At 36.6% G+C, this 20226-nt stretch carries 21 protein-coding genes; all 21 read left to right on the top strand.

Annotation, left to right across the window (positions count from 1 at the left end; translation table 11 throughout):
- Positions 1–19 precede the first annotated feature (19 nt).
- The 21 genes from flgL to PO903_RS02670 all read left to right on the top strand — a co-directional run bounded on the left by flgL (position 20) and on the right by PO903_RS02670 (position 20211).
- A complete protein-coding gene (gene flgL / locus PO903_RS02770; protein ID WP_273592538.1) occupies positions 20–928 on the top strand; it encodes a flagellar hook-associated protein FlgL in 909 nt (302 codons plus the stop codon).
- A 76-nt stretch (positions 929–1004) separates the two neighbouring features.
- Positions 1005–1445: a flagellar assembly protein FliW gene (locus PO903_RS02765; protein WP_273592537.1), complete on the top strand. Its 441-nt coding sequence runs from the start codon at positions 1005–1007 to the stop codon at positions 1443–1445.
- Positions 1445–1678 (top strand): carbon storage regulator CsrA, encoded by a 234-nt coding sequence (csrA, locus tag PO903_RS02760; protein WP_273592536.1) that lies wholly within the window; start codon positions 1445–1447, stop codon positions 1676–1678. Before PO903_RS02765 ends, csrA begins: the two co-directional genes overlap by 1 nt.
- Positions 1679–1845: 167 nt before the next feature.
- Positions 1846–2613, top strand: coding sequence for a flagellin N-terminal helical domain-containing protein (locus tag PO903_RS02755; RefSeq protein ID WP_273592535.1), 768 nt, complete (start codon positions 1846–1848; stop codon positions 2611–2613).
- A gap of 239 nt (positions 2614–2852) precedes the next feature.
- Complete coding sequence (locus tag PO903_RS02750; RefSeq protein ID WP_273592532.1) at positions 2853–3620, top strand: flagellin N-terminal helical domain-containing protein; 768 nt, start codon at positions 2853–2855, stop codon at positions 3618–3620.
- A 224-nt stretch (positions 3621–3844) separates the two neighbouring features.
- Positions 3845–4615: a flagellin N-terminal helical domain-containing protein gene (locus PO903_RS02745; protein WP_273592534.1), complete on the top strand. Its 771-nt coding sequence runs from the start codon at positions 3845–3847 to the stop codon at positions 4613–4615.
- Between the two features lie 244 nt (positions 4616–4859).
- Positions 4860–5630, top strand: a complete 771-nt coding sequence (locus PO903_RS02740) for a flagellin N-terminal helical domain-containing protein (RefSeq protein WP_273592533.1) — start codon at positions 4860–4862, stop codon at positions 5628–5630.
- A gap of 236 nt (positions 5631–5866) precedes the next feature.
- Positions 5867–6634, top strand: a complete 768-nt coding sequence (locus tag PO903_RS02735; protein ID WP_273592532.1) for a flagellin N-terminal helical domain-containing protein — start codon at positions 5867–5869, stop codon at positions 6632–6634.
- Between the two features lie 249 nt (positions 6635–6883).
- Positions 6884–7651, top strand: coding sequence for a flagellin N-terminal helical domain-containing protein (locus PO903_RS02730; protein ID WP_273592531.1), 768 nt, complete (start codon positions 6884–6886; stop codon positions 7649–7651).
- Between the two features lie 164 nt (positions 7652–7815).
- On the top strand, positions 7816–8196 hold the full coding sequence (locus PO903_RS02725; protein ID WP_273592530.1) for a flagellar protein FlaG: 381 nt from the start codon (positions 7816–7818) through the stop codon (positions 8194–8196).
- A 12-nt stretch (positions 8197–8208) separates the two neighbouring features.
- A complete protein-coding gene (gene fliD / locus PO903_RS02720) occupies positions 8209–9687 on the top strand; it encodes a flagellar filament capping protein FliD (RefSeq protein ID WP_273592529.1) in 1479 nt (492 codons plus the stop codon).
- A 16-nt stretch (positions 9688–9703) separates the two neighbouring features.
- The gene (fliS, locus tag PO903_RS02715; RefSeq protein ID WP_273592528.1) at positions 9704–10087 is read left to right on the top strand and encodes a flagellar export chaperone FliS; all 384 of its coding nucleotides are present in this window, start codon (positions 9704–9706) and stop codon (positions 10085–10087) included.
- 2 nt (positions 10088–10089) lie between these two features.
- Positions 10090–10437 carry a hypothetical protein gene (locus tag PO903_RS02710; RefSeq protein WP_273592527.1) on the top strand — a complete coding sequence of 116 codons (348 nt, stop codon included), beginning with the start codon at positions 10090–10092 and terminating at the stop codon, positions 10435–10437.
- A gap of 119 nt (positions 10438–10556) precedes the next feature.
- Complete coding sequence (locus tag PO903_RS02705) at positions 10557–12359, top strand: motility associated factor glycosyltransferase family protein (protein WP_273592526.1); 1803 nt, start codon at positions 10557–10559, stop codon at positions 12357–12359.
- 58 nt (positions 12360–12417) lie between these two features.
- Complete coding sequence (locus PO903_RS02700) at positions 12418–13437, top strand: UDP-N-acetylglucosamine 4,6-dehydratase family protein (protein WP_273592525.1); 1020 nt, start codon at positions 12418–12420, stop codon at positions 13435–13437.
- Positions 13434–14144, top strand: a complete 711-nt coding sequence (locus tag PO903_RS02695; protein ID WP_273592524.1) for an acylneuraminate cytidylyltransferase family protein — start codon at positions 13434–13436, stop codon at positions 14142–14144. Before PO903_RS02700 ends, PO903_RS02695 begins: the two co-directional genes overlap by 4 nt.
- Before the next feature lie 20 nt (positions 14145–14164).
- A complete protein-coding gene (gene neuB, locus PO903_RS02690) occupies positions 14165–15196 on the top strand; it encodes an N-acetylneuraminate synthase (RefSeq protein WP_273592523.1) in 1032 nt (343 codons plus the stop codon).
- Positions 15193–16332, top strand: coding sequence for a UDP-N-acetylglucosamine 2-epimerase (gene neuC, locus PO903_RS02685; protein ID WP_273592522.1), 1140 nt, complete (start codon positions 15193–15195; stop codon positions 16330–16332). The genes neuB and neuC overlap by 4 nt, the downstream gene beginning before the upstream one ends.
- A 12-nt stretch (positions 16333–16344) precedes the next feature.
- Entirely contained in the window at positions 16345–16983 is a 639-nt protein-coding gene (locus tag PO903_RS02680; RefSeq protein WP_273592521.1) for an acetyltransferase, read from the top strand.
- 6 nt (positions 16984–16989) lie between these two features.
- Positions 16990–18129: an aminotransferase class I/II-fold pyridoxal phosphate-dependent enzyme gene (locus tag PO903_RS02675; protein ID WP_273592520.1), complete on the top strand. Its 1140-nt coding sequence runs from the start codon at positions 16990–16992 to the stop codon at positions 18127–18129.
- A 39-nt stretch (positions 18130–18168) separates the two neighbouring features.
- Positions 18169–20211: a sulfatase-like hydrolase/transferase gene (locus tag PO903_RS02670; protein WP_273592519.1), complete on the top strand. Its 2043-nt coding sequence runs from the start codon at positions 18169–18171 to the stop codon at positions 20209–20211.
- The last annotated feature ends 15 nt before the right edge of the window (positions 20212–20226 follow it).

Below are 20226 nucleotides of genomic sequence, written 5' to 3'. Positions count from 1 at the left end.
ATTAAGGAGTAGAGAAGCTATGGGAATGCGTATAACATCAAACATGATGTCTTCACAAACCGTGAGGAATCTGAATAACAATCTTTTAAATATGGATAAGCTGAGTAATCAGTCTTCTACAGGACGTAAAATTAATAAAGCTTCAGATGATCCTGTAGGAACAACGTATGCTCTTCGTTATCGCGCTGAGTTAGCGGCTAACCAACAATATACAAGCAATACAGATGAGGCTAAGAGCTGGTTAGATTATTCGGATACAGTTATGGGTCAAGCAGGCGATGTGATGACTCGTATCAAAGAATTGACCGTTCAAGCAGGAACAGGAACAACAGATAGTAGTGGACTGACAGCTATCAAGGACGAGCTAGAGCAATTGAAAGGTCAGCTTGCCAATATTGGTAATAGTCAATTGACAGGTAAATATATTTTTAACGGGCAACAACTGGGTGAAGAACCGTATACATTATCGGATACAGTTACAAGTCTAACTGATGTAGTAACAGATACAGGACAAGTCACTTATGGTATCAGTGAAAATGTATCGCTAGGAGTAAGTACTTCAGGTAATGACTTTTTCGGTTCTAAAGCAGACACAGATAATGTTTTTGCTATGATCGATCGCTTAACAACTGCGATGAATGCTAACGATCATGCAGCGATTAGTGCAGAGTTACCCAACATTGAATCTAGAGCAACCAAAATGTCCGCTCTTCGTTCAGAAGTAGGTGCCAAAACTAACCGTATAGAACTGATCCAAAGTAGACTTGAAGATCGTGATCTTAATGTATCCACATTGCAATCTAAAGTTGAAGATGCGGATGTAGCTGAGACACTTATCAAAGCAACAGCGGCTCAAACAGTATATCAAGCAGCACTTAAAACGTCTGCTTCAGCGTTACAACTATCTTTAGTTAATTTTATGGGATAAACTTATATATAATTCAAAAGGCTATGGACCACCTTGTCCGTAGCCTTTTTCTCAAAAAAAGGAGGAATAGACTTACATGTCCGATTCACAAACGGCTACTAACCAATCTACGACTGAAAAAGAAGGAGTATATACTTTTTCTAAAGGAATTCCTGGTTTTCACGAAATTACAGAATATATGGTTGTTCAACAAATTACACCGTTTAGCTTATTACAATCAGCTTCACATCCCGAAACGAGTTTTATTATGATTGATCCATTTGTTTACTACCCTGATTATGAATTTGAATTACCACAAGAAGTGGTAGATGAATTAGGTATTACAAAAGAAGAACATGTGGTTATTCGTAATATTGTGTCATGGAATAAAAAAGCGGAACATCGTACCGTTAATTTAGTAGCACCCATTATTTTTAATATCGACAATCATCAAGCTAAGCAAATTATTTTACAGAATACGCAATACACGATAAGACATCCATTACAACCTAATGTAGCAAAAGGAGGCGAATCCTAATGCTGGTATTATCACGTAAAAAGGGCGAATCGATTGTGATCGACGATCAAATCGAGGTCACTATTCTAGCTATTGATGGAGATACGATCAAGTTAGGAATTGCAGCTCCTAAAAATATTGATATTCATCGTAAAGAAATTTATGAAGCTATTCAATTAAGTAATCAAAGCGCCGCTGTAGGTTCTGAATTTTTGAAAGATTGGTTAAGTGAAAAGAGTATAGAGAAAAAGTAAACTTGAAATATTTTGATTAAAAAGCCTGATGCTATAATCAATTGTAAAAGAAGTACCGATATAAAGAGTAGAGCGAAAGAAGCACTTGAGGAGCGTACGGCCTTAAACTTAATCGCCAAACTAAACCACATGGATGTGGGATAACCGAATTCAAGGAGGAAATAACAATGATTATTAATCACAATATTCCAGCTTTAAACACACAACGTAACATGGGTCTAAACAGTGCAGCAGCAAGTAAGAACATGGAGAAACTATCATCTGGACTACGCATCAACCGTGCAGCCGATGATGCAGCAGGACTATCCATCTCTGAAAAAATGCGTGGACAGATTCGTGGACTAGAACAATCTCAACGTAACGTACAAGATGGTATCTCTTTCGCACAAACAGCAGAGGGTGCAATGAACGAAGTCAGTTCGATGCTTGGACGTATGAAAGAATTGAATGTTCAGAAAGAAAACGGAACATACAGCTCTGGCGACAAAGCAAACATCAATGCTGAGTTGAAACAGTTGGGTACACAAGTAGATAGCATCATGGAAAATACAACATTCAATGGTATCAAAATTACGAGTAATGTTAGTATTCAAGCAGATGATAAAAACTTTAAAATTACAGTTTCTGGAGTAAGCAGAACTGGATTCTCTGGTTTGAATGCAAGTAGTACATTATCTGCAATTAGTTCTGCAATTGAAAAAGTAGCAACACAACGTGCGAACTTGGGTGCTGTGCAAAACCGTTTGGAATACACTTCGAACAACTTGGGAACAACGGTAGAAAACTTAACAGCATCAGAATCACGTATTCGTGATACGGATATGGCTAAGGAAATGGTAGCATTGTCCAAAAACAACATTTTGGTGCAGGCTTCCCAATCAATGTTGTCTCAAGCAAACTCTTCACCACAGGGCGTATTGTCCTTGCTTCGTTAAGATTAGATATTGGTGTAAAGACCTTGCCTATGCAGGGTCTTTTTTTCTATATCCTATTATTGTAAACGAGAAAGATAAATATAATTAATGAAGTATCAATATGCTATACATAAGCAAGATCAAGAAGTCGATATAAAGAGTAGAGCGAAAGAAGCACTTGAGGAGCGTACGGCCTTAAACTTAATCGCCAAATTAAACCACATGGATGTGGGATAACCGAATTCAAGGAGGAAATAACAATGATTATCAATCACAATATTCCAGCTTTAAACACGCAACGTAACATGGGTCTAAACAGTGCAGCAGCAAGTAAAAACATGGAGAAACTATCATCTGGACTACGCATCAACCGTGCAGCCGATGATGCAGCAGGACTATCCATCTCTGAAAAAATGCGTGGACAGATTCGTGGATTAGAGCAAGCACAACGTAACGTACAAGATGGTATCTCTTTTGCACAAACAGCAGAGGGTGCAATGAACGAAGTCAGTTCGATGCTTGGACGTATGAAAGAATTGAATGTTCAGAAAGAAAACGGAACATACAGCTCTGGCGACAAAGCAAATATCAATGCCGAATTGGATCAACTTGGTACTCAAATCGATAGTATCATGAGCAACACAACATTTAACGGTATTCACATTACAAGTAGCGTTAAAGTTCAAGCAGATGATAAAGCATTCCAAATCACAGTTTCTGGTGTAAACACAGGTGGTTTCAAAGGTTTGAGTTCTGGCACTAATCTTTCTTCAGTTAGCCAAGCAATTGAAAAAGTAGCAACACAACGTGCGAACTTGGGTGCTGTGCAAAACCGTTTGGAATACACTTCGAACAACTTGGGAACAACGGTAGAAAACTTAACAGCATCAGAATCACGTATTCGTGATACGGATATGGCTAAGGAAATGGTAGCATTGTCCAAAAACAACATTTTGGTGCAGGCTTCCCAATCGATGTTGTCCCAAGCAAACTCTTCACCACAGGGCGTATTGTCCTTGCTTCGTTAAGATTAAAAGTTTATTTTTTCAAAAGATTCTACCATTGGTAGGATCTTTTTTTCATTATAAAAAGATAATTCTGATAAAATATAAAATAACTATACATAAAAGATATTAGAATGACGATATAAAGAGTAGAGCGAAAGAAGAACTTGAGGAGTATATAACCTTAAACTTAATCGCCAAAAAAACCACATGGATGTGGGATAACCGAATTCAAGGAGGAAATAACAATGATTATCAATCACAATATTCCAGCTTTAAACACGCAACGTAACATGGGTCTAAACAGTTCTGCAGCAAGTAAGAACATGGAGAAACTATCATCTGGACTACGCATCAACCGTGCAGCCGATGATGCAGCAGGACTATCCATCTCTGAAAAAATGCGTGGACAAATCCGCGGATTAGAGCAAGCACAACGTAATGTACAAGATGGTATCTCTTATGCACAAACAGCAGAGGGTGCAATGAACGAAGTCAGTTCGATGCTTGGACGTATGAAAGAACTGAATGTTCAGAAAGAAAACGGAACATACAGTGCTGGCGATAAATCCAATATCAACGCTGAGTTGAACCAATTGGGTAAACAAGTAGATAGTATTCTAAGCAATACTACCTTTAACGGTATCAGTATCATAGGTAGTGGCGTTAAGATTCAAGCCGATGATAAATCTTTCACTATTACTGTTTCTGGTATTAAAACTAGTGGATTTAAAGGTTTAACAGCAAGCAGTAAACTATCTCAAATTAGCTCTGCAATTGAAAAAGTAGCAACACAACGTGCGAACTTGGGTGCTGTGCAAAACCGTTTGGAATATACTTCAAACAACTTGGGAACAACGGTAGAAAACTTAACAGCATCAGAATCACGTATTCGTGATACGGATATGGCTAAGGAAATGGTAGCATTGTCCAAAAACAACATTTTGGTACAGGCTTCACAATCGATGTTGTCCCAAGCGAACTCTTCACCACAGGGTGTATTGTCCTTGCTTCGTTAAGATTAGGTATGACTTTAAAGACCTTGCCATTGGCAGGGTCTTTTTTTCGATATGCTTTTAAAGTGTAAACGAGAACTATTAAAATAAAATTGATAAAGTATCAATATGCTATACATAAGTAAGATCAAGAAGTCGATATAAAGAGTAGAGCGACAGAAGTACTTGGGGAGCGTACGGCCTCAAGCTTAATCGCCAAAAAAAACCACATGGATGTGGGATAACCGAATTCAAGGAGGAAATAACAATGATTATCAATCACAATATTCCAGCTTTAAACACACAACGCAACATGGGTCTAAACAGTTCTGCAGCAAGCAAAAACATGGAGAAACTATCATCCGGACTACGCATCAACCGTGCAGCCGATGATGCAGCAGGACTATCCATCTCTGAAAAAATGCGTGGACAAATCCGCGGATTAGAGCAAGCACAACGTAATGTACAAGATGGTATCTCTTATGCGCAAACAGCAGAGGGTGCAATGAACGAAGTCAGTTCGATGCTTGGACGTATGAAAGAACTGAATGTTCAGAAAGAAAACGGAACATACAGTGCTGGCGATAAATCGAATATCAATGCTGAGTTGAACCAATTGGGTAAACAAGTAGATAGTATTCTAAGCAATACTACCTTTAACGGTATCAGTATCGTAGGTAGTGGCGTTAAGATTCAAGCCGATGATAAATCTTTCACTATTACTGTTTCTGGTATCAATACTAGTGGATTTAAAGGTTTAGCAGCAAGCAGTAAACTATCTCAAATTAGCTCTGCAATTGAAAAAGTAGCAACACAACGTGCGAACTTGGGTGCTGTGCAAAACCGTTTGGAATATACTTCAAACAACTTGGGAACAACGGTAGAAAACTTAACAGCATCAGAATCACGTATTCGTGATACGGATATGGCTAAGGAAATGGTAGCATTGTCCAAAAACAACATTTTGGTACAGGCTTCACAATCGATGTTGTCCCAAGCGAACTCTTCACCACAGGGTGTATTGTCCTTGCTTCGTTAAGATTAGGTATGACTTTAAAGACCTTGCCATTGGCAGGGTCTTTTTTTCTATATTCCTTTACAGCATGAACACGAAAGATAAATATAATTGATAAAGTATCAATATGCTATACATAAGTAAGATGAAGAAGTCGATATAAAGGTAGAGCGAAAAAGTACTTAAGGTCAGCTGACTTTGAACTGGATCGTCAAAAACCACATGGATGTGGGATAACCGAATTCAAGGAGGAAATAACAATGATTATCAATCACAATATTCCAGCTTTAAACACGCAACGTAACATGGGTCTAAACAGTGCAGCAGCAAGTAAAAACATGGAGAAACTATCATCTGGACTACGCATCAACCGTGCAGCCGATGATGCAGCAGGACTATCCATCTCTGAAAAAATGCGTGGACAGATTCGTGGATTAGAGCAAGCACAACGTAACGTACAAGATGGTATCTCTTTTGCACAAACAGCAGAGGGTGCAATGAACGAAGTCAGTTCGATGCTTGGACGTATGAAAGAATTGAATGTTCAGAAAGAAAACGGAACATACAGCTCTGGCGACAAAGCAAATATCAATGCCGAATTGGATCAACTTGGTACTCAAATCGATAGTATCATGAGCAACACAACATTTAACGGTATTCACATTACAAGTAGCGTTAAAGTTCAAGCAGATGATAAAGCATTCCAAATCACAGTTTCTGGTGTAAACACAGGTGGTTTCAAAGGTTTGAGTTCTGGCACTAATCTTTCTTCAGTTAGCCAAGCAATTGAAAAAGTAGCAACACAACGTGCGAACTTGGGTGCTGTGCAAAACCGTTTGGAATACACTTCGAACAACTTGGGAACAACGGTAGAAAACTTAACAGCATCAGAATCACGTATTCGTGATACGGATATGGCTAAGGAAATGGTAGCATTGTCCAAAAACAACATTTTGGTACAGGCTTCTCAATCGATGTTGTCCCAAGCAAACTCTTCACCACAGGGCGTATTGTCCTTGCTTCGTTAAGATTAGATATTGGTGTAAAGACCTTGCCTATGCAGGGTCTTTTTTCATGTTTAACATTATAAATACATTTTAATTTAATCTTAAACCTAAAAAAAACAGAAAAATCATCAAAACTATAAATAAATTATAAGTGGATGACGATATAAATAATAGAGCGACAGAAGGACTCAAGAGTCGGCTGATCTTGAGCTTGATCGCCAAAAAAAACCACATGGATGTGGAATAACTGAATTCACGGAGGAAATAACAATGATTATCAATCACAATATTCCAGCTTTAAACACGCAACGTAACATGGGTCTAAACAGTGCAGCAGCAAGTAAGAACATGGAGAAACTATCATCTGGACTACGCATCAACCGTGCAGCCGATGATGCAGCAGGACTATCCATTTCTGAAAAAATGCGTGGACAGATTCGCGGATTAGAGCAAGCACAACGTAATGTACAAGATGGTATCTCTTTCGCACAAACAGCAGAGGGTGCAATGAACGAAGTCAGTTCGATGCTTGGACGTATGAAAGAATTGAATGTTCAGAAAGAAAACGGAACATACAGCTCTGGCGATAAAGCAAACATTAACGCTGAATTAAGCCAATTAGGTACTCAAATCGATAGCATTATGAGCAACACAACATTTAACGGTATTCATGTTACAAGTAGCGTTAAAGTTCAAGCGGATGATAAATCGTTCCAAATTACTATTTCTGGTGTAGATACAGCTGGATTTAAAAACTTAGGTTCAGGTAGCAAATTATCTGCAATCAGTAATGCTATTGAAAAAGTAGCAACACAACGTGCGAACTTGGGTGCTGTACAAAACCGTTTGGAATATACTTCAAACAACTTGGGAACAACGGTAGAAAACTTAACAGCATCAGAATCACGTATTCGTGATACAGATATGGCTAAGGAAATGGTAGCATTGTCCAAAAACAACATTTTGGTACAGGCTTCTCAATCGATGTTGTCCCAAGCAAACTCTTCACCACAGGGCGTATTGTCCTTACTGCGTTAATACGAAAAACAAGTACTCAAGACTCTGCCTATGGCAGGGTCTTTTTACTTATTTATGCGATATATCTTAAACAATTGCTTGTAATGACCGATATATATACTAACAGACTAATAATAGAAGAAATGATAACTTACACATAACAATATTGAATAAGGAGGTTCTGCATGGATCCGATTCTATCTTCAAGTAATATGGGAAGTACGATACCCACTCCAACCACTGTAATCAAAAAAGAAGTGAGTCCATCTCCACAGCCCAATCTAGCACTTGAACAGGCGATCATAGCTAGTTCCCAACCTACACAATTGACTAAATTACAAAATCAAGAGCAGGCTATAAAAGATTTACAAAGAACGATTGATGCTATCCAGGGCCCACAAAAAGCGTTTGAGATCTCGGTACATCAAGAAACGCATGCGATTATGATCAAAGTGAAAAATAAGGAAACAGGCGATCTGATCCGGGAAGTACCTTCCGAAAAAGTATTGGATGCTTTAGCAAAATTAATGGAAGTTACAGGGCTCATCGTTGATAAAAAGGTATAGGAGGAAAACAATATGGTTACAAGAATAACAGGTTTAGCCAGCGGTATGGATATTGATGCAACGGTTACCAAATTGATGAAGGCAGAAAAAGCACCATTAACTAAGCTGACACAAGATAAACAGTTGGTTGAATGGAAACGTGAAGGATATCGTGATGTTAGTACTAAATTAGTTTCCTTTTTGAATGATAAACTAAACAATTTAAGTCTGAGTAGTTCGATTAATGCTCAGAAAGCAACAATAACGGGTAACTCAACAGCAGTGTCTGCGACTGCAACGGGCTCAGCAAGTGGTGGAGTACTAAATATATCAGTACAAGGTTTGGCTTCAGCAACAAATGTGACTTCAAATACAGGAGCAGGTGCTCATGCAGGTACAGAAGCACTTTCTAATGTTTATAGTGGTACTGATCCGGTAGTCATAAACGGTCAAACTATTAATATTGAACCTACAGATACGATCAATTCGTTTATACAAAAAATTAACTCTAACAAAGATGCTGGTGTTACAGCTGTATTTGATCCAAATAGTGGTAAAATGTCTTTGACCAATAAAGCGACTGGTAATTCTCCATTAACTTTTAGTGGTGCAGCGCTTGAAGCCTTTGGAATCAAAGATGGTAATGTCACAAGCAATTTGGGTAAAGATGCAGAACTTACAGTAAACGGATTAGCGATCACACAAAAATCTAACTCATTTTCAATGAATGGTGTAGATATTACGCTAAATGCAGTTACACCTGCAGGTCAAACGACTCAAGTTTCTGTTACACCGGATACAGACACACTAGTAAAAAGTGTACAAAATTTTGTGGATGCTTATAATGATGTCCTCTCTATGCTTAACTCAAAAGTAGGAGAAGAGCGTTACAAAAAATATGCTCCACTAACAGATGAACAGAAAAAAGATTTAAGTGACGATGAGCAAAAGCTTTGGAACACCAAAGCTAAAAGTGGTATGCTCAAAGGCGATGATATGTTGCAACAAACGATTTCTACTATGCGTACAGCAATGATTCAAGGGGTTACACTAAGTGATGGATCTAAAGTGAACTTTGCTCAATTAGGGATCACTACAGGAACATATGAGACACGTGGTAAGCTTTCATTGGATACAGAAAAACTTAAAACTGCTTTAGCCAAAGATCCTAATATTGTAAATAACTTTTTTGGAGCACAGGATTCAGTTGCAAGCTCAACAAATAAATATACGGATCAAGATGGTATGTTAAGCAGAATGAAAAAAATTACGAAGTCCTCACTTGAGAGCTTAGCCAGTACTGCCGGAACATCTCGCGTAAGTAGTGATGCTAACTCTACATTCTTAGTGAATAGCTTAATGGGAACACAATTAACAGGTATGGAAAGACGTATTTCTGATTGGAATAGTCGTCTAAACACAATTGAAACTAACTACTACAAAAAATTTACTGCTATGGAATCAGCAATCAGCAGATACAATAACCAGTCGACAAGTCTCTCAAGTTTCTAAATAAGGAGGTGATAGAGTGATTAAATCACCCTATCAAAAATATCAACAAGCGCAGGCACAGACAGCTTCGAAACCGAAACTTTTAATTATGTTATATGATGGTGCTATTCGATTCGTCAAAGCAGGTATCGAAGGCATTGAAGAAAAAGATTATCAAAAAGCTAACAATAACCTTTGTAAAGCACAAGCGATTGTACATGAACTCATTTCATCATTGAACTTTGATTTCCCAATTGCTCATGAACTGATTGTTATTTATGAATATATGTTGCACAGCCTTATTGAAGCTAATATTAAAAAGAATGTTAAACTTGCTGAAGAGGTGCTAGTACACCTTGCAGATTTGCGAGAAACTTGGGTAGAAGCAAGTCGTATGCCTGAAGCAGTTAATGGTATATAATAATGAATACGACCGAGAATTTACAAGGTTATTTGCAAAAGTTAGAGCAACTTACTACAAATATAGTGAGTCGTATTTCGATCATAAGCGAAGATGAACTACTTGATTTTGTAAATGAACGTGAACACATTATTACAGGTATGCAAGCTTGTCGTGAAGAGGTAACAGATACAGAAAGACAAGTGATTCAAAGGTTACTGGACTGCGATCCTCTGATCATGCAGAAATTAAATTACTTTAAAGATGAAGCAGGTCGCTGGTTGGAAAAGCAAGGTAGTATTCGTAACCAACATACTGCATACCATCAAAATTATGTGAACGATAGCTTTTTTATAGATCATCTTAAATAAAACACATAAAAATCCACCTAGTGTTGAAACTAGGTGGATTTTTATGTTAAATGTTCACTTCATTCCTATCGATTCCGATATACTACATATAGAAAGTAAATTTACGAGCGAATGGTGGTATGATAGTGTCTAATTTGGAATTGAATCAAATGGTACTAGAGCAACGATTTAATAACGTTGCTCACAAAACGCTTACAATAGATCTTAATCATATTAAAGAAAAAGAAACAGTTATGGAGCCTTGGGATAAAGATGAAGCTTGGCTTGAAGCTGTACGTGGTTCTGTAGGAGATTTAAATATTATTTTTGTGTATGGATTTGGACAAGGATTGGGTATAGCTGATCTTTTGGAGATGTATCCTAATCGCTGGTTGTTTGTATATGAACCTGAAGAAGAAGCTTTTATGGACTCAATGCAGAATTATGATTTTCGGGACTTATTGTCACATCCTAATTTACATTGGTTGTCTGTAGGAGAATCCCAGCTAAATATGCTATTTTATTTAGTTTGTAGCTATATGCAACAAGAAATGGCTTTTGTTGCATTGAGACATTATCTAGATCATGATATGGAAATATTGCACGATATCAAAAAGAAATTTACAGAGTATAGTTTTACATTTAATTCAAATAAAAGAACAGAAGAGTTTTTCCGCCAAGATTGGATTCGTAACAGTCTTTATCAAATGCCAAGTATGCTTACCTCTCCGTCTATTGAACAGGTGAGAGATTCTTTTAAAGGCGTTACGGCTGTGATTACAGCTTCAGGGCCTTCTTTACAAAAAGATATCGAATGGATCGAACGATTAAAATCGCATGCTTTGGTTATTGCAGCAGGTTCTAGTATTCAAGCATTAGTTAAACATGATCTCCGACCTCATATGACAGTGATTATGGATGGTAACGAAATTAATAATAAAGTATTTAAAGATCCGAAAACGCTAGAAGCACCTTTGTTTCATACATCATCAGCTTATTACGAGATATCAGCTAGAAAGCATGATCAATTAATTTATAGTGTAATGGGAAATGATGAGTTTTCTCAATATTTGATGGGCTTAACCAAAGAAGAAATATCGATCTCCTCAACACCTACTGTAGCAGGTACAGCTATTCAAGCTGCGATTCGTCTTGGAGCTACTCGAATTATTATGATGGGACAAGATTTATCTTTTCCAGATAATCAATATTATTCAGATGGTGTGGGACACGTTGAAGCGAAAGCTACTGCAATTACAGTGCAGACAGCAACTCAAAAGATTTTAAATGTAAAAGGAACTTACAATTTAACAGACTCAAGCTTTATGTTTATGAAAGATAGCTTGGAAGAAATTATTAATGCTTATCCAACGATCGAATTTATCAATACGACAAAAAATGGTGCTGTTATTGAAGGTACAACATGGATGCCTATCGAAGAAGCTTTTACATTGATTGCTGATCAGCATGTAGAACCAGATCCTATTGAGTCTTTAATAGCAAAATCAAAAGCAGAAATAAATTACAGCAAAAAAGAATATGTACAAACTAAAATTAGTTATGTGATCAATGATCTTAAAGAGATGAAAAAAGAAATCATTGATATTCAAAAATTAATGTCCAAAATTGAAGAGCATAGTCGTACAAAGCCTATGAAAGCTCAGAACACATTAGAATTGATTGAACAAAAATGGGGAAAAATTGCCAATCGGGAATGGTTTGAACCTATTTTCAATACAGTTATGCCTACAGATCTGAGAGAATTCGATCAGCAGCTACCTTTTATAGTGAACGAAAAAAATCTACCGATTAAGTGTAAGTTAATCAATCAATATTTAGGCAAATTGCTTAAAGATCTGGTAGAAAAAGAATCATTTCTTGAACAATTATTGAATGAATCATTGATTAAAATTAGTGAAATCAGACCGAATCAATTTTCTTGAAACTATTAACATATCTCTTACATGTACTATAACAATGATGAAGAAATAGGAGAAAAATATGTTTAAAAATAAAGTTGTATTAGTTACGGGTGGAACAGGTTCTATCGGCAGTGAAATTGTCCGTAATATATTACTGCAAGAACCCAAAGCTGTTCGGATCTATAGTCGTGATGAAAGTAAGCAGTTTGATATTCAACAAGAATTAAAAGGCTATTCAAATGTACGTTATTTGATTGGTGATATCCGTGATCAGAAACGTCTAAGTTATGCGATGGAAGATGTCGATTACATTTTTCATGCAGCGGCTTTAAAACATGTGCCTTCTTGCGAGTATAATCCGATGGAAGCTGTCAAAACAAACGTAATTGGAGTACAGAATCTTATCGAAACGGCTTTAGAGCATAATGTTAAAAAGGTAGTAGCTATAAGTACAGATAAAGTCGTAAACCCTACCAATACGATGGGTGCAACTAAATTATTATCAGAGCGCCTGATCTCAGCTGCCAATATGTATAAAGGAAGCAAAGATACTGTCTTTTCCTGTGTGAGATTTGGCAATGTAATGGGATCTAGAGGTTCGGTTATTCCTTTATTTCGAGATCAAATTGTTAAAGGAAATTCAGTTACAGTGACCCACAAAGAAATGACAAGATTTATGATGTCTATTCCTCAAGCAGCACAATTAGTTATTGATGCAGCTACGTATTCTCAAGGTGGAGAAGTATTTGTTTTGAAAATGCCTATTCTTAAAATTACAGACTTAGCACAGTGTCTTATCGATTCGTATGAACAAGCTTCAGGAATGCAATTTGCAGGTTCTATTAACGAAACCGGTATACGTCCTGGTGAGAAACTATACGAAGAATTGATGACATTAGATGAATCCGAAAGAGCAATGGAAAATGATAAAATGTATATCATCCCATCACTTTTTGATGTGAATGAATCTGTATATGAAGGATTTCAAAAAGCGAAGCATCAAGAGTATTCTTCTCATACGGCTCCTCAATTATTTATGCCAGAAATCAGATCACTCATTGATCGAAATGGATTAGGTTTTGAAAGAGGCGTAGTATGAATTCTAGCTTGAAGTGCTTGGCTATTATTCCAGCTCGTGGAGGTTCGAAAGGACTTCCTGATAAAAATATTAGATTGTTGGATCAAAAGCCATTAATTCAATATAGTATCGAAGCCGCTTTGCAAAGCTCATGTGTTACAGAAGTAATGGTTACTACAGATAGTATAAAGATAGCTGAAATCTCGCGTCATGCAGGTGCAACAGTTCCGTTTTTACGTCCAGCGGAATTATCAAATGATGAAGCCAAAAGTATTGATGTTTTACAACACGCTGTGGATTTTTATGAAAGTCAGTTAAAACAGTATTATTCGTATATTATGCTGTTGCAGCCTACTTCTCCTTTACGACAAGTTCAAGATATTGAGCAAGCTTTTACGACGTTTCTTCAGTATGAAGCTGATTCTTTACAAAGTATAACTTTATCGCATAACCATCCTTATTTATTAAGAGAGTTAGATGGGGAACAATTAGTGCCTTATCTGAAGCATGAAGATTCACATTTACGTAGACAAGATTTGAAAGATGTATATGCTCTGAATGGTGCTATTTATATTGTGAAAAGGGATGTATTAATGATAGAACATTCTCTGGTTGGCCATCGGAATTATGGTTATATTATGCCAGAAGAACGTTCTATAGATATAGATACAGCATTTGATTTGCGATTAGCTCAGTTTATGCTTACACAAAATAGTCTATCGAATTGAAATAAAATGGAGGTGTGATAATGTCGGTACAAAGCCTTTTTTCGGATAATAATACTTCTACTTACATCATTGCCGAGATAGGTGTTAACCATAATGGTTCTATGGAGTTAGCTTTACAATGTATTGATGAGGCAGTACAAAGTGGAGCAGATGCAGTGAAATTTCAGACTTTTAAAAGTGAAAATCTAGTTACTAAACATGCACAAAAAGCAGAATACCAGACAAACAATACGTCTTCTACTGAGAGCCAGCTAGAAATGCTACAAAAACTAGAGTTAAGTTTTGATAATTTTGTAGTGCTTAAAAAATATTGCGAAGAACAAAATATCGATTTTTTATCTACCCCTTTTGATGAAGAAAGTGCAACGTTTTTAGATTCTATTGGTATTGATGCTTTCAAAATTGGTTCTGGCGATATGAATAATATCCCTTTTCTAGAGCAAATTAATAAGTATAAACGTCCTGTATTATTATCCACAGGGATGTCGAATTTGGAAGAAGTTCGAGAGCCATTAGAAGCGTTAGGAGATTGTTCTGTCGCTATTTTGCATTGTACTTCAGACTATCCTGCTCCTTTGGAAGATGTGAACTTAAACGCTATCCACACGTTGTACAAAGAATACCGTCAAGTAACTGGTTATTCTGATCATACTTCGGGTATTGAAATTGCAATAGCTGCAACGGTAATGGGTGCACGTATTATAGAAAAGCATTTTACATTAGATCGTTCTTTGCCAGGTCCAGATCATAAGGCTTCATTAGAACCGTCTGATTTTGCCAAGATGGTTGGTGCTATACGTAATGTAGAACTGGCACTTGGAGACGGTGTAAAAAGATGTATGCCTTCAGAAGAAAACACCAAAATTGTAGCAAGAAAAAGTATTGTGATGGCTTGTGCCCAAAAAGCAGGTCATATTTTGGCTTTGTCTGATCTTGTTATCAAACGTCCAGGGACAGGTATTGAGCCTCGGTTTTATCGAGAGTTAGTCGGCAAAAAATTAATACATGATATGCAAGAAGATCAATTGTTACAATGGGATGATCTTACATGAAAAAAGTACTTGTTATTACAGGAACAAGAGCAGACTATGGGATCTATTTTCCTATTTTGAAAGCTATACAAAAAGATCAAGAATTAGAGCTACAGTTATTAGTTACAGGTATGCATCTATCTCCGCAGTATGGATATACTATGCATCATATTGAAAAGGATGGCTTTACAATATCTGCAAAAGTAGATTGTTTACTTCAATCATCTACTCATGCGAATATGGCTAAATCGATCGGACTTGCTATTGTAGGGATGAGTCAGGCGTTAGAGACACTATCACCTGATTGTGTCCTCGTACTAGGAGATCGTGGTGAGATGTTGGCTGCGGCTATTGTTGCTACGCATATGAATATTCCTCTTTTTCATCTGCATGGTGGTGAAGTATCAGGAACTATTGATGAATCTGTTAGACATGCCATTAGTAAATTAGCCCATATTCACTTAGCTGCGACAGAAGGTAGTCGTGAACGTTTAATAAAACTTGGTGAAGATGCTTGGCGCATTCATGTAGTTGGAGCCCCTCGAATCGAAACCATGCTCAATACACCTTTGCCAGATTTGGAACACGTGAAAATTAAATACGGATTAACGGCTATCCGTAAATATATACTATTTGTGTATCATCCCGTTACGACTGAATCAGCTAACATTACAGAATTAAAGCTTATAATTGAAAAGCTTCTAGCAACACAACAAGATATTGTTTGTGTTATGCCTAATGCAGATGCAGGTACTGATGCCATCATTCGTGTCTATCAGGACTATCAGGATACCCCTCATTTTTATCAGATTACTAATTTCGAACAGCTGGACTATCTAACCATGCTTAAACATACAGAGGTTCTTGTCGGCAATTCATCTTCTGGAATTATAGAAGCAGCTTCTTTCGCTATTCCTGTTATTAATATAGGTAGTCGTCAAGAAGGCAGAGAACGATCCGCTAATATTATCGATATTTCTGAAAGTGCTGAACAATTGGATCAAGCGCTTCAGCATATTTTTAATAATTCTTTTAAACAGAATTTAAATTCTACCGATAATGTATATAGTCAAGAAAATACCAGTATGAGCATTATAAGCTTATTTAAACAATTTTCTAAATCCGATGAGTTAATTCAGAAAATGATTACGTATTAAGGAGTGTAATTTTTGAGTTATATCATTTATGGAGCGGGTGGACATGCAAAAGTAATCATAGATATTTTGCATGCCAATCAAGAAATGATTATTGGAATCGTTGATGATCATTTTAATGAGAAGGAATTCAAAGGCATTCCTGTACTAGGAAAAAGTAAAGATATCGAACGAATCATTAAAGATTATCCAGATGTTCGATTTCTAATAGCGATAGGAAACAATAGTATTCGAATGAAGATTGTTAAACAATTAGAAGATTTCGATGTTGTATGGGGAACAGCCATTCATCCTAGTGTGATTATCGGCTCCGAAGTCACGATTGGCGAAGGATCAGTTATGATGGCTAATGTAGTGGTGAACGCAGATAGTACAATCGGCAAGCATACTATTCTAAATACAGCAGCCACTGTAGATCATGATTGTTCTATTGCAGATTATGTTCATTTATCTCCTGGTGTTCATACGGCGGGTGGAGTATCTATTGGTGAACGTACGCATATTGGTATAGCGGCTAGTCTGATTCCAGGTGTTCATATCGGTAGAGATACTATCGTAGGCGCTTCTTCGTGTGTTCTTTCTGATTTGCCAGATGAGATTGTAGCGGTAGGATGCCCGGCGAAAATGATTAAAAATTTAAAGGATAAAGGATGAGTAAGTATGGCAGATCGCGAAAGAATTTACTTGTCTTCTCCACATATGAGTGGACTGGAACAACAATATATTACAGAGGCTTTTGATAGCAATTGGGTAGCTCCGCTTGGTAAAAATGTAGATTCTTTCGAAGAAGAGATAGCAAGTTATGTAGGCAGTGCAGGAGCGGTTGCTTTGAGCTCAGGTACAGCAGCTATTCACCTTGCATTAATTTTGCTAAATGTAGGCAAAGACGATATCGTGTTTTGTTCTTCACTTACTTTTATTGCAAGTGCTAATCCTATTTTGTATCAGTCAGCCATCCCTGTATTTATTGATTCAGAGCCAGATAGTTGGAACATGTCACCAGAAGCATTGGAACAAGCTCTTAAAGAATATGCAGCTAAAGGCAGAAAACCTAAAGCTGTTGTTATTGTGAATCTATATGGACAAAGTGCAGATTATGATCGTTTGAAAGCGATATGTGATGCATATGAAGTTCCAATTGTAGAAGATGCCGCAGAATCTTTGGGAGCTACATACAAGCAGCAAATTAGTGGAACGTTAGGCAAGTTTGGTGTTTTCTCTTTTAACGGTAATAAAATTATAACAACCTCAGGTGGAGGCATGCTGGTCTCAGAAGATTTGTCTCTTTTGGAAAAGGCGAGATTCTATGCTACTCAAGCTAGAGATCAAGCAAAACATTATCAGCATAGCCAACTTGGTTATAATTATAGACTTAGTAATATCCTCGCTGGAATAGGTAGAGGGCAACTTCAAATATTAAATGAGCGAATTGTGCAAAAAAGGAATATATTTGACTTGTATCAAAATGAATTATCAACAATTCAAAGTATCCAATTTATGCCGGAAACCTCTTTTGGAAAAGCTACGCGTTGGTTAACTACCGCTTGGATTGATCCAGAGCAATCCTCTGTATCAGTAACCGATATTATTACGCATTTAGAAACGTATAACATCGAATCAAGACCGGTATGGAAGCCTCTCCATTTGCAACCATTATTTCAAGATTGTGCTTATTATACACATCATGAACAAGATGTTAGTGCTAGGTTATTTAATCATGGTATTTGTTTACCTTCAGATACGAATATGTCTACACCACAACAAGCATTTATTATTGATCAATTGAAAGATATTTTTTAGCCAAAGCAGGTATATCTATAAGAAGCGAGATGAAAAAGTATGCGGAAATATCCAATTCAGCAAAGTATTAATCATTTATCAGAATTGTATCAAAATATTAAAATGGATTTTGAAAATAATAATATGATAGATTTACAAAAAGATATTGAAGAATATGAACATTCTATAAATGATGCTAATTTAGTTTCAATTAAAAGTAATGCGTATTTTCAATCAGGAGAATATGAAAAAGCTGAATCGGTTCTATTGGCTGGTTTGAAAAAGTATCCTTTTCATTTTGATATTAATTTAAATGCAGGTATCGTCTTTGAAATGCAAACAAAACTTGAGATGAGTGTATGTTATTATATCCAGGCACTTAAATTTTCTAGAACAAAAGAAGAACGTAGCTTAGCCGAAACATATATAGATCGTATGAATCTTTTGTTAAAAGAAGTATATGCTAGTGAGCCGAACGAACTAGTTAATATTTTCAATCTTGGGAATCGACTTCTTCAAGAAAATGATTATCGCGCGTTTCCATTAGATGCTTATCATCAAAGCACAATACGCCACTTGATGGCTTCAGAAACCCCCGATTCTTACATGACTAATATGTATAAAAGTCTTATGATTGATGATGTAGATCAACGTAATAGAAGTGATTATGCGACAGAAACACTTCCGGGAAAAATCTATCCATCTCAACATGAGATTAAGATCGATCAGCCGTCTATCTTACCTATTTCCGTTATGGATTTAAAAAGTACAATCAGTTTTGAACTGAATAAAGAAGTATACTCTTTTACAAATGATCTCTCGCCTAAAACACATCACTATCTAAGATTTAATGAAGTCGGTACTTTAAAAATAAAAACAAATAAACCTGTTTTTATTGGAAAACCTTTATCCATCATAGACACTCCACTACCTAAAAAATTAGTTGTTAATATTTTTGTTGATGGTGTATCTGGTGAATTTGTACAGAAACATCAATTATCAGAGTTAATGCCTAACACGTATAAGTACTTTGAAAACAGCTTCACCACCAATGATTGTTATGCTACTAGCGAATGGACATTTCCAAGTGTAGCTAGCATGTATACAGGAAGATATACAACAAACCATCATATTTTCCATCCCGATTTCAATTATGATTTTGCAGGCAATAATAAATTGATGCAGGAGTATTTTCAAGACGCTGGCTATATGACGACTCAAATCGGTGGAGATTGGCGTGTGACTCCAGCACATGGTTACCATAAAGGATTTGACCGCATAGTATATAAAAACTTTATGGGCGGTATGGATGCTGCAAATATTGTGAGTGAAACATTAGAACATCTAGAAGCATTCAAAGGGAAAAATAATTTCTTATGGATATCACTGGCAGATCTCCATCATGTTCCTGATGATATTGATCAAAACTTGATGACTCAAGTACAGCTTGATATCAGTCAACGAGTTAAGCAAGGTGAAAAAGGAGCTACAACTGTACTTACACCTTATGATAGCAACAAGCATGGTAAGTATATTAATGAAATCAAACGAATCGATTTTTATTTAAATACATTATATGAATACTTTAATAAAAACTATCAAGATGAAGAGATTTTGATTGTGTTACATTCAGATCATGGACAATCTTTTTTAGAAGATACTGATATATTATTAAACGAAAGTAGACGTAAAGTTCCATTAATGATCAAAGGTGGATCTACACCTGTCGGAACATCTGATGAATTGATATCTACGATTGATATTTTGCCTACATTGCTTCATTTAGCGAATCTACCGGCTGCTACAAATATCGATGGTCAATTGCCTGTAGTATTTGGTGGCGATACAGCTAGAACCTTCACTTATACTGAAGCCGTTCATCCGAATCAGACGTATAAAGCAGCGTTGACCGATGACACTCATCATATTTATTTCGAAAATGGAACGCCGATCCAAAATGATGGATTAGTTGATCTGAATCAGTACACACTGAAACTAATCAATAAAGTTACAGGTGCAGACGAAACTGAATCATTACCCGATCGAGCAGATTATTATGAGCAGATCATATGGGAACATATTCAGAGCAACTCTAAATTTTAATCAGATATTGTTTGA

It is taken from the genome of Paenibacillus sp. PK4536 (assembly GCF_028594455.2).
GTDB lineage: Bacteria > Bacillota > Bacilli > Paenibacillales > Paenibacillaceae > Saccharibacillus > Saccharibacillus nuruki.
The sequence above is the reverse complement of the archived record's forward strand: the minus strand, read 5'-3'. Positions and strand labels throughout refer to the sequence as shown.

Excerpts from the sequence above, each read along its gene's own strand:
- flgL (WP_273592538.1), top strand. The coding sequence starts at position 20 with ATGGGAATGCGTATAACATCAAACATGATGTCTTCACAAACCGTGAGG.
- PO903_RS02765 (WP_273592537.1), top strand. The coding sequence starts at position 1,005 with ATGTCCGATTCACAAACGGCTACTAACCAATCTACGACTGAAAAAGAA.
- csrA (WP_273592536.1), top strand. The coding sequence starts at position 1,445 with ATGCTGGTATTATCACGTAAAAAGGGCGAATCGATTGTGATCGACGAT.
- PO903_RS02755 (WP_273592535.1), top strand. The coding sequence starts at position 1,846 with ATGATTATTAATCACAATATTCCAGCTTTAAACACACAACGTAACATG.
- PO903_RS02750 (WP_273592532.1), top strand. The coding sequence starts at position 2,853 with ATGATTATCAATCACAATATTCCAGCTTTAAACACGCAACGTAACATG.
- PO903_RS02745 (WP_273592534.1), top strand. The coding sequence starts at position 3,845 with ATGATTATCAATCACAATATTCCAGCTTTAAACACGCAACGTAACATG.
- PO903_RS02740 (WP_273592533.1), top strand. The coding sequence starts at position 4,860 with ATGATTATCAATCACAATATTCCAGCTTTAAACACACAACGCAACATG.
- PO903_RS02735 (WP_273592532.1), top strand. The coding sequence starts at position 5,867 with ATGATTATCAATCACAATATTCCAGCTTTAAACACGCAACGTAACATG.
- PO903_RS02730 (WP_273592531.1), top strand. The coding sequence starts at position 6,884 with ATGATTATCAATCACAATATTCCAGCTTTAAACACGCAACGTAACATG.
- PO903_RS02725 (WP_273592530.1), top strand. The coding sequence starts at position 7,816 with ATGGATCCGATTCTATCTTCAAGTAATATGGGAAGTACGATACCCACT.
- fliD (WP_273592529.1), top strand. The coding sequence starts at position 8,209 with ATGGTTACAAGAATAACAGGTTTAGCCAGCGGTATGGATATTGATGCA.
- PO903_RS02710 (WP_273592527.1), top strand. The coding sequence starts at position 10,090 with ATGAATACGACCGAGAATTTACAAGGTTATTTGCAAAAGTTAGAGCAA.
- PO903_RS02705 (WP_273592526.1), top strand. The coding sequence starts at position 10,557 with ATGATAGTGTCTAATTTGGAATTGAATCAAATGGTACTAGAGCAACGA.
- PO903_RS02700 (WP_273592525.1), top strand. The coding sequence starts at position 12,418 with ATGTTTAAAAATAAAGTTGTATTAGTTACGGGTGGAACAGGTTCTATC.
- PO903_RS02695 (WP_273592524.1), top strand. The coding sequence starts at position 13,434 with ATGAATTCTAGCTTGAAGTGCTTGGCTATTATTCCAGCTCGTGGAGGT.
- neuB (WP_273592523.1), top strand. The coding sequence starts at position 14,165 with ATGTCGGTACAAAGCCTTTTTTCGGATAATAATACTTCTACTTACATC.
- neuC (WP_273592522.1), top strand. The coding sequence starts at position 15,193 with ATGAAAAAAGTACTTGTTATTACAGGAACAAGAGCAGACTATGGGATC.
- PO903_RS02675 (WP_273592520.1), top strand. The coding sequence starts at position 16,990 with ATGGCAGATCGCGAAAGAATTTACTTGTCTTCTCCACATATGAGTGGA.
- PO903_RS02670 (WP_273592519.1), top strand. The coding sequence starts at position 18,169 with ATGCGGAAATATCCAATTCAGCAAAGTATTAATCATTTATCAGAATTG.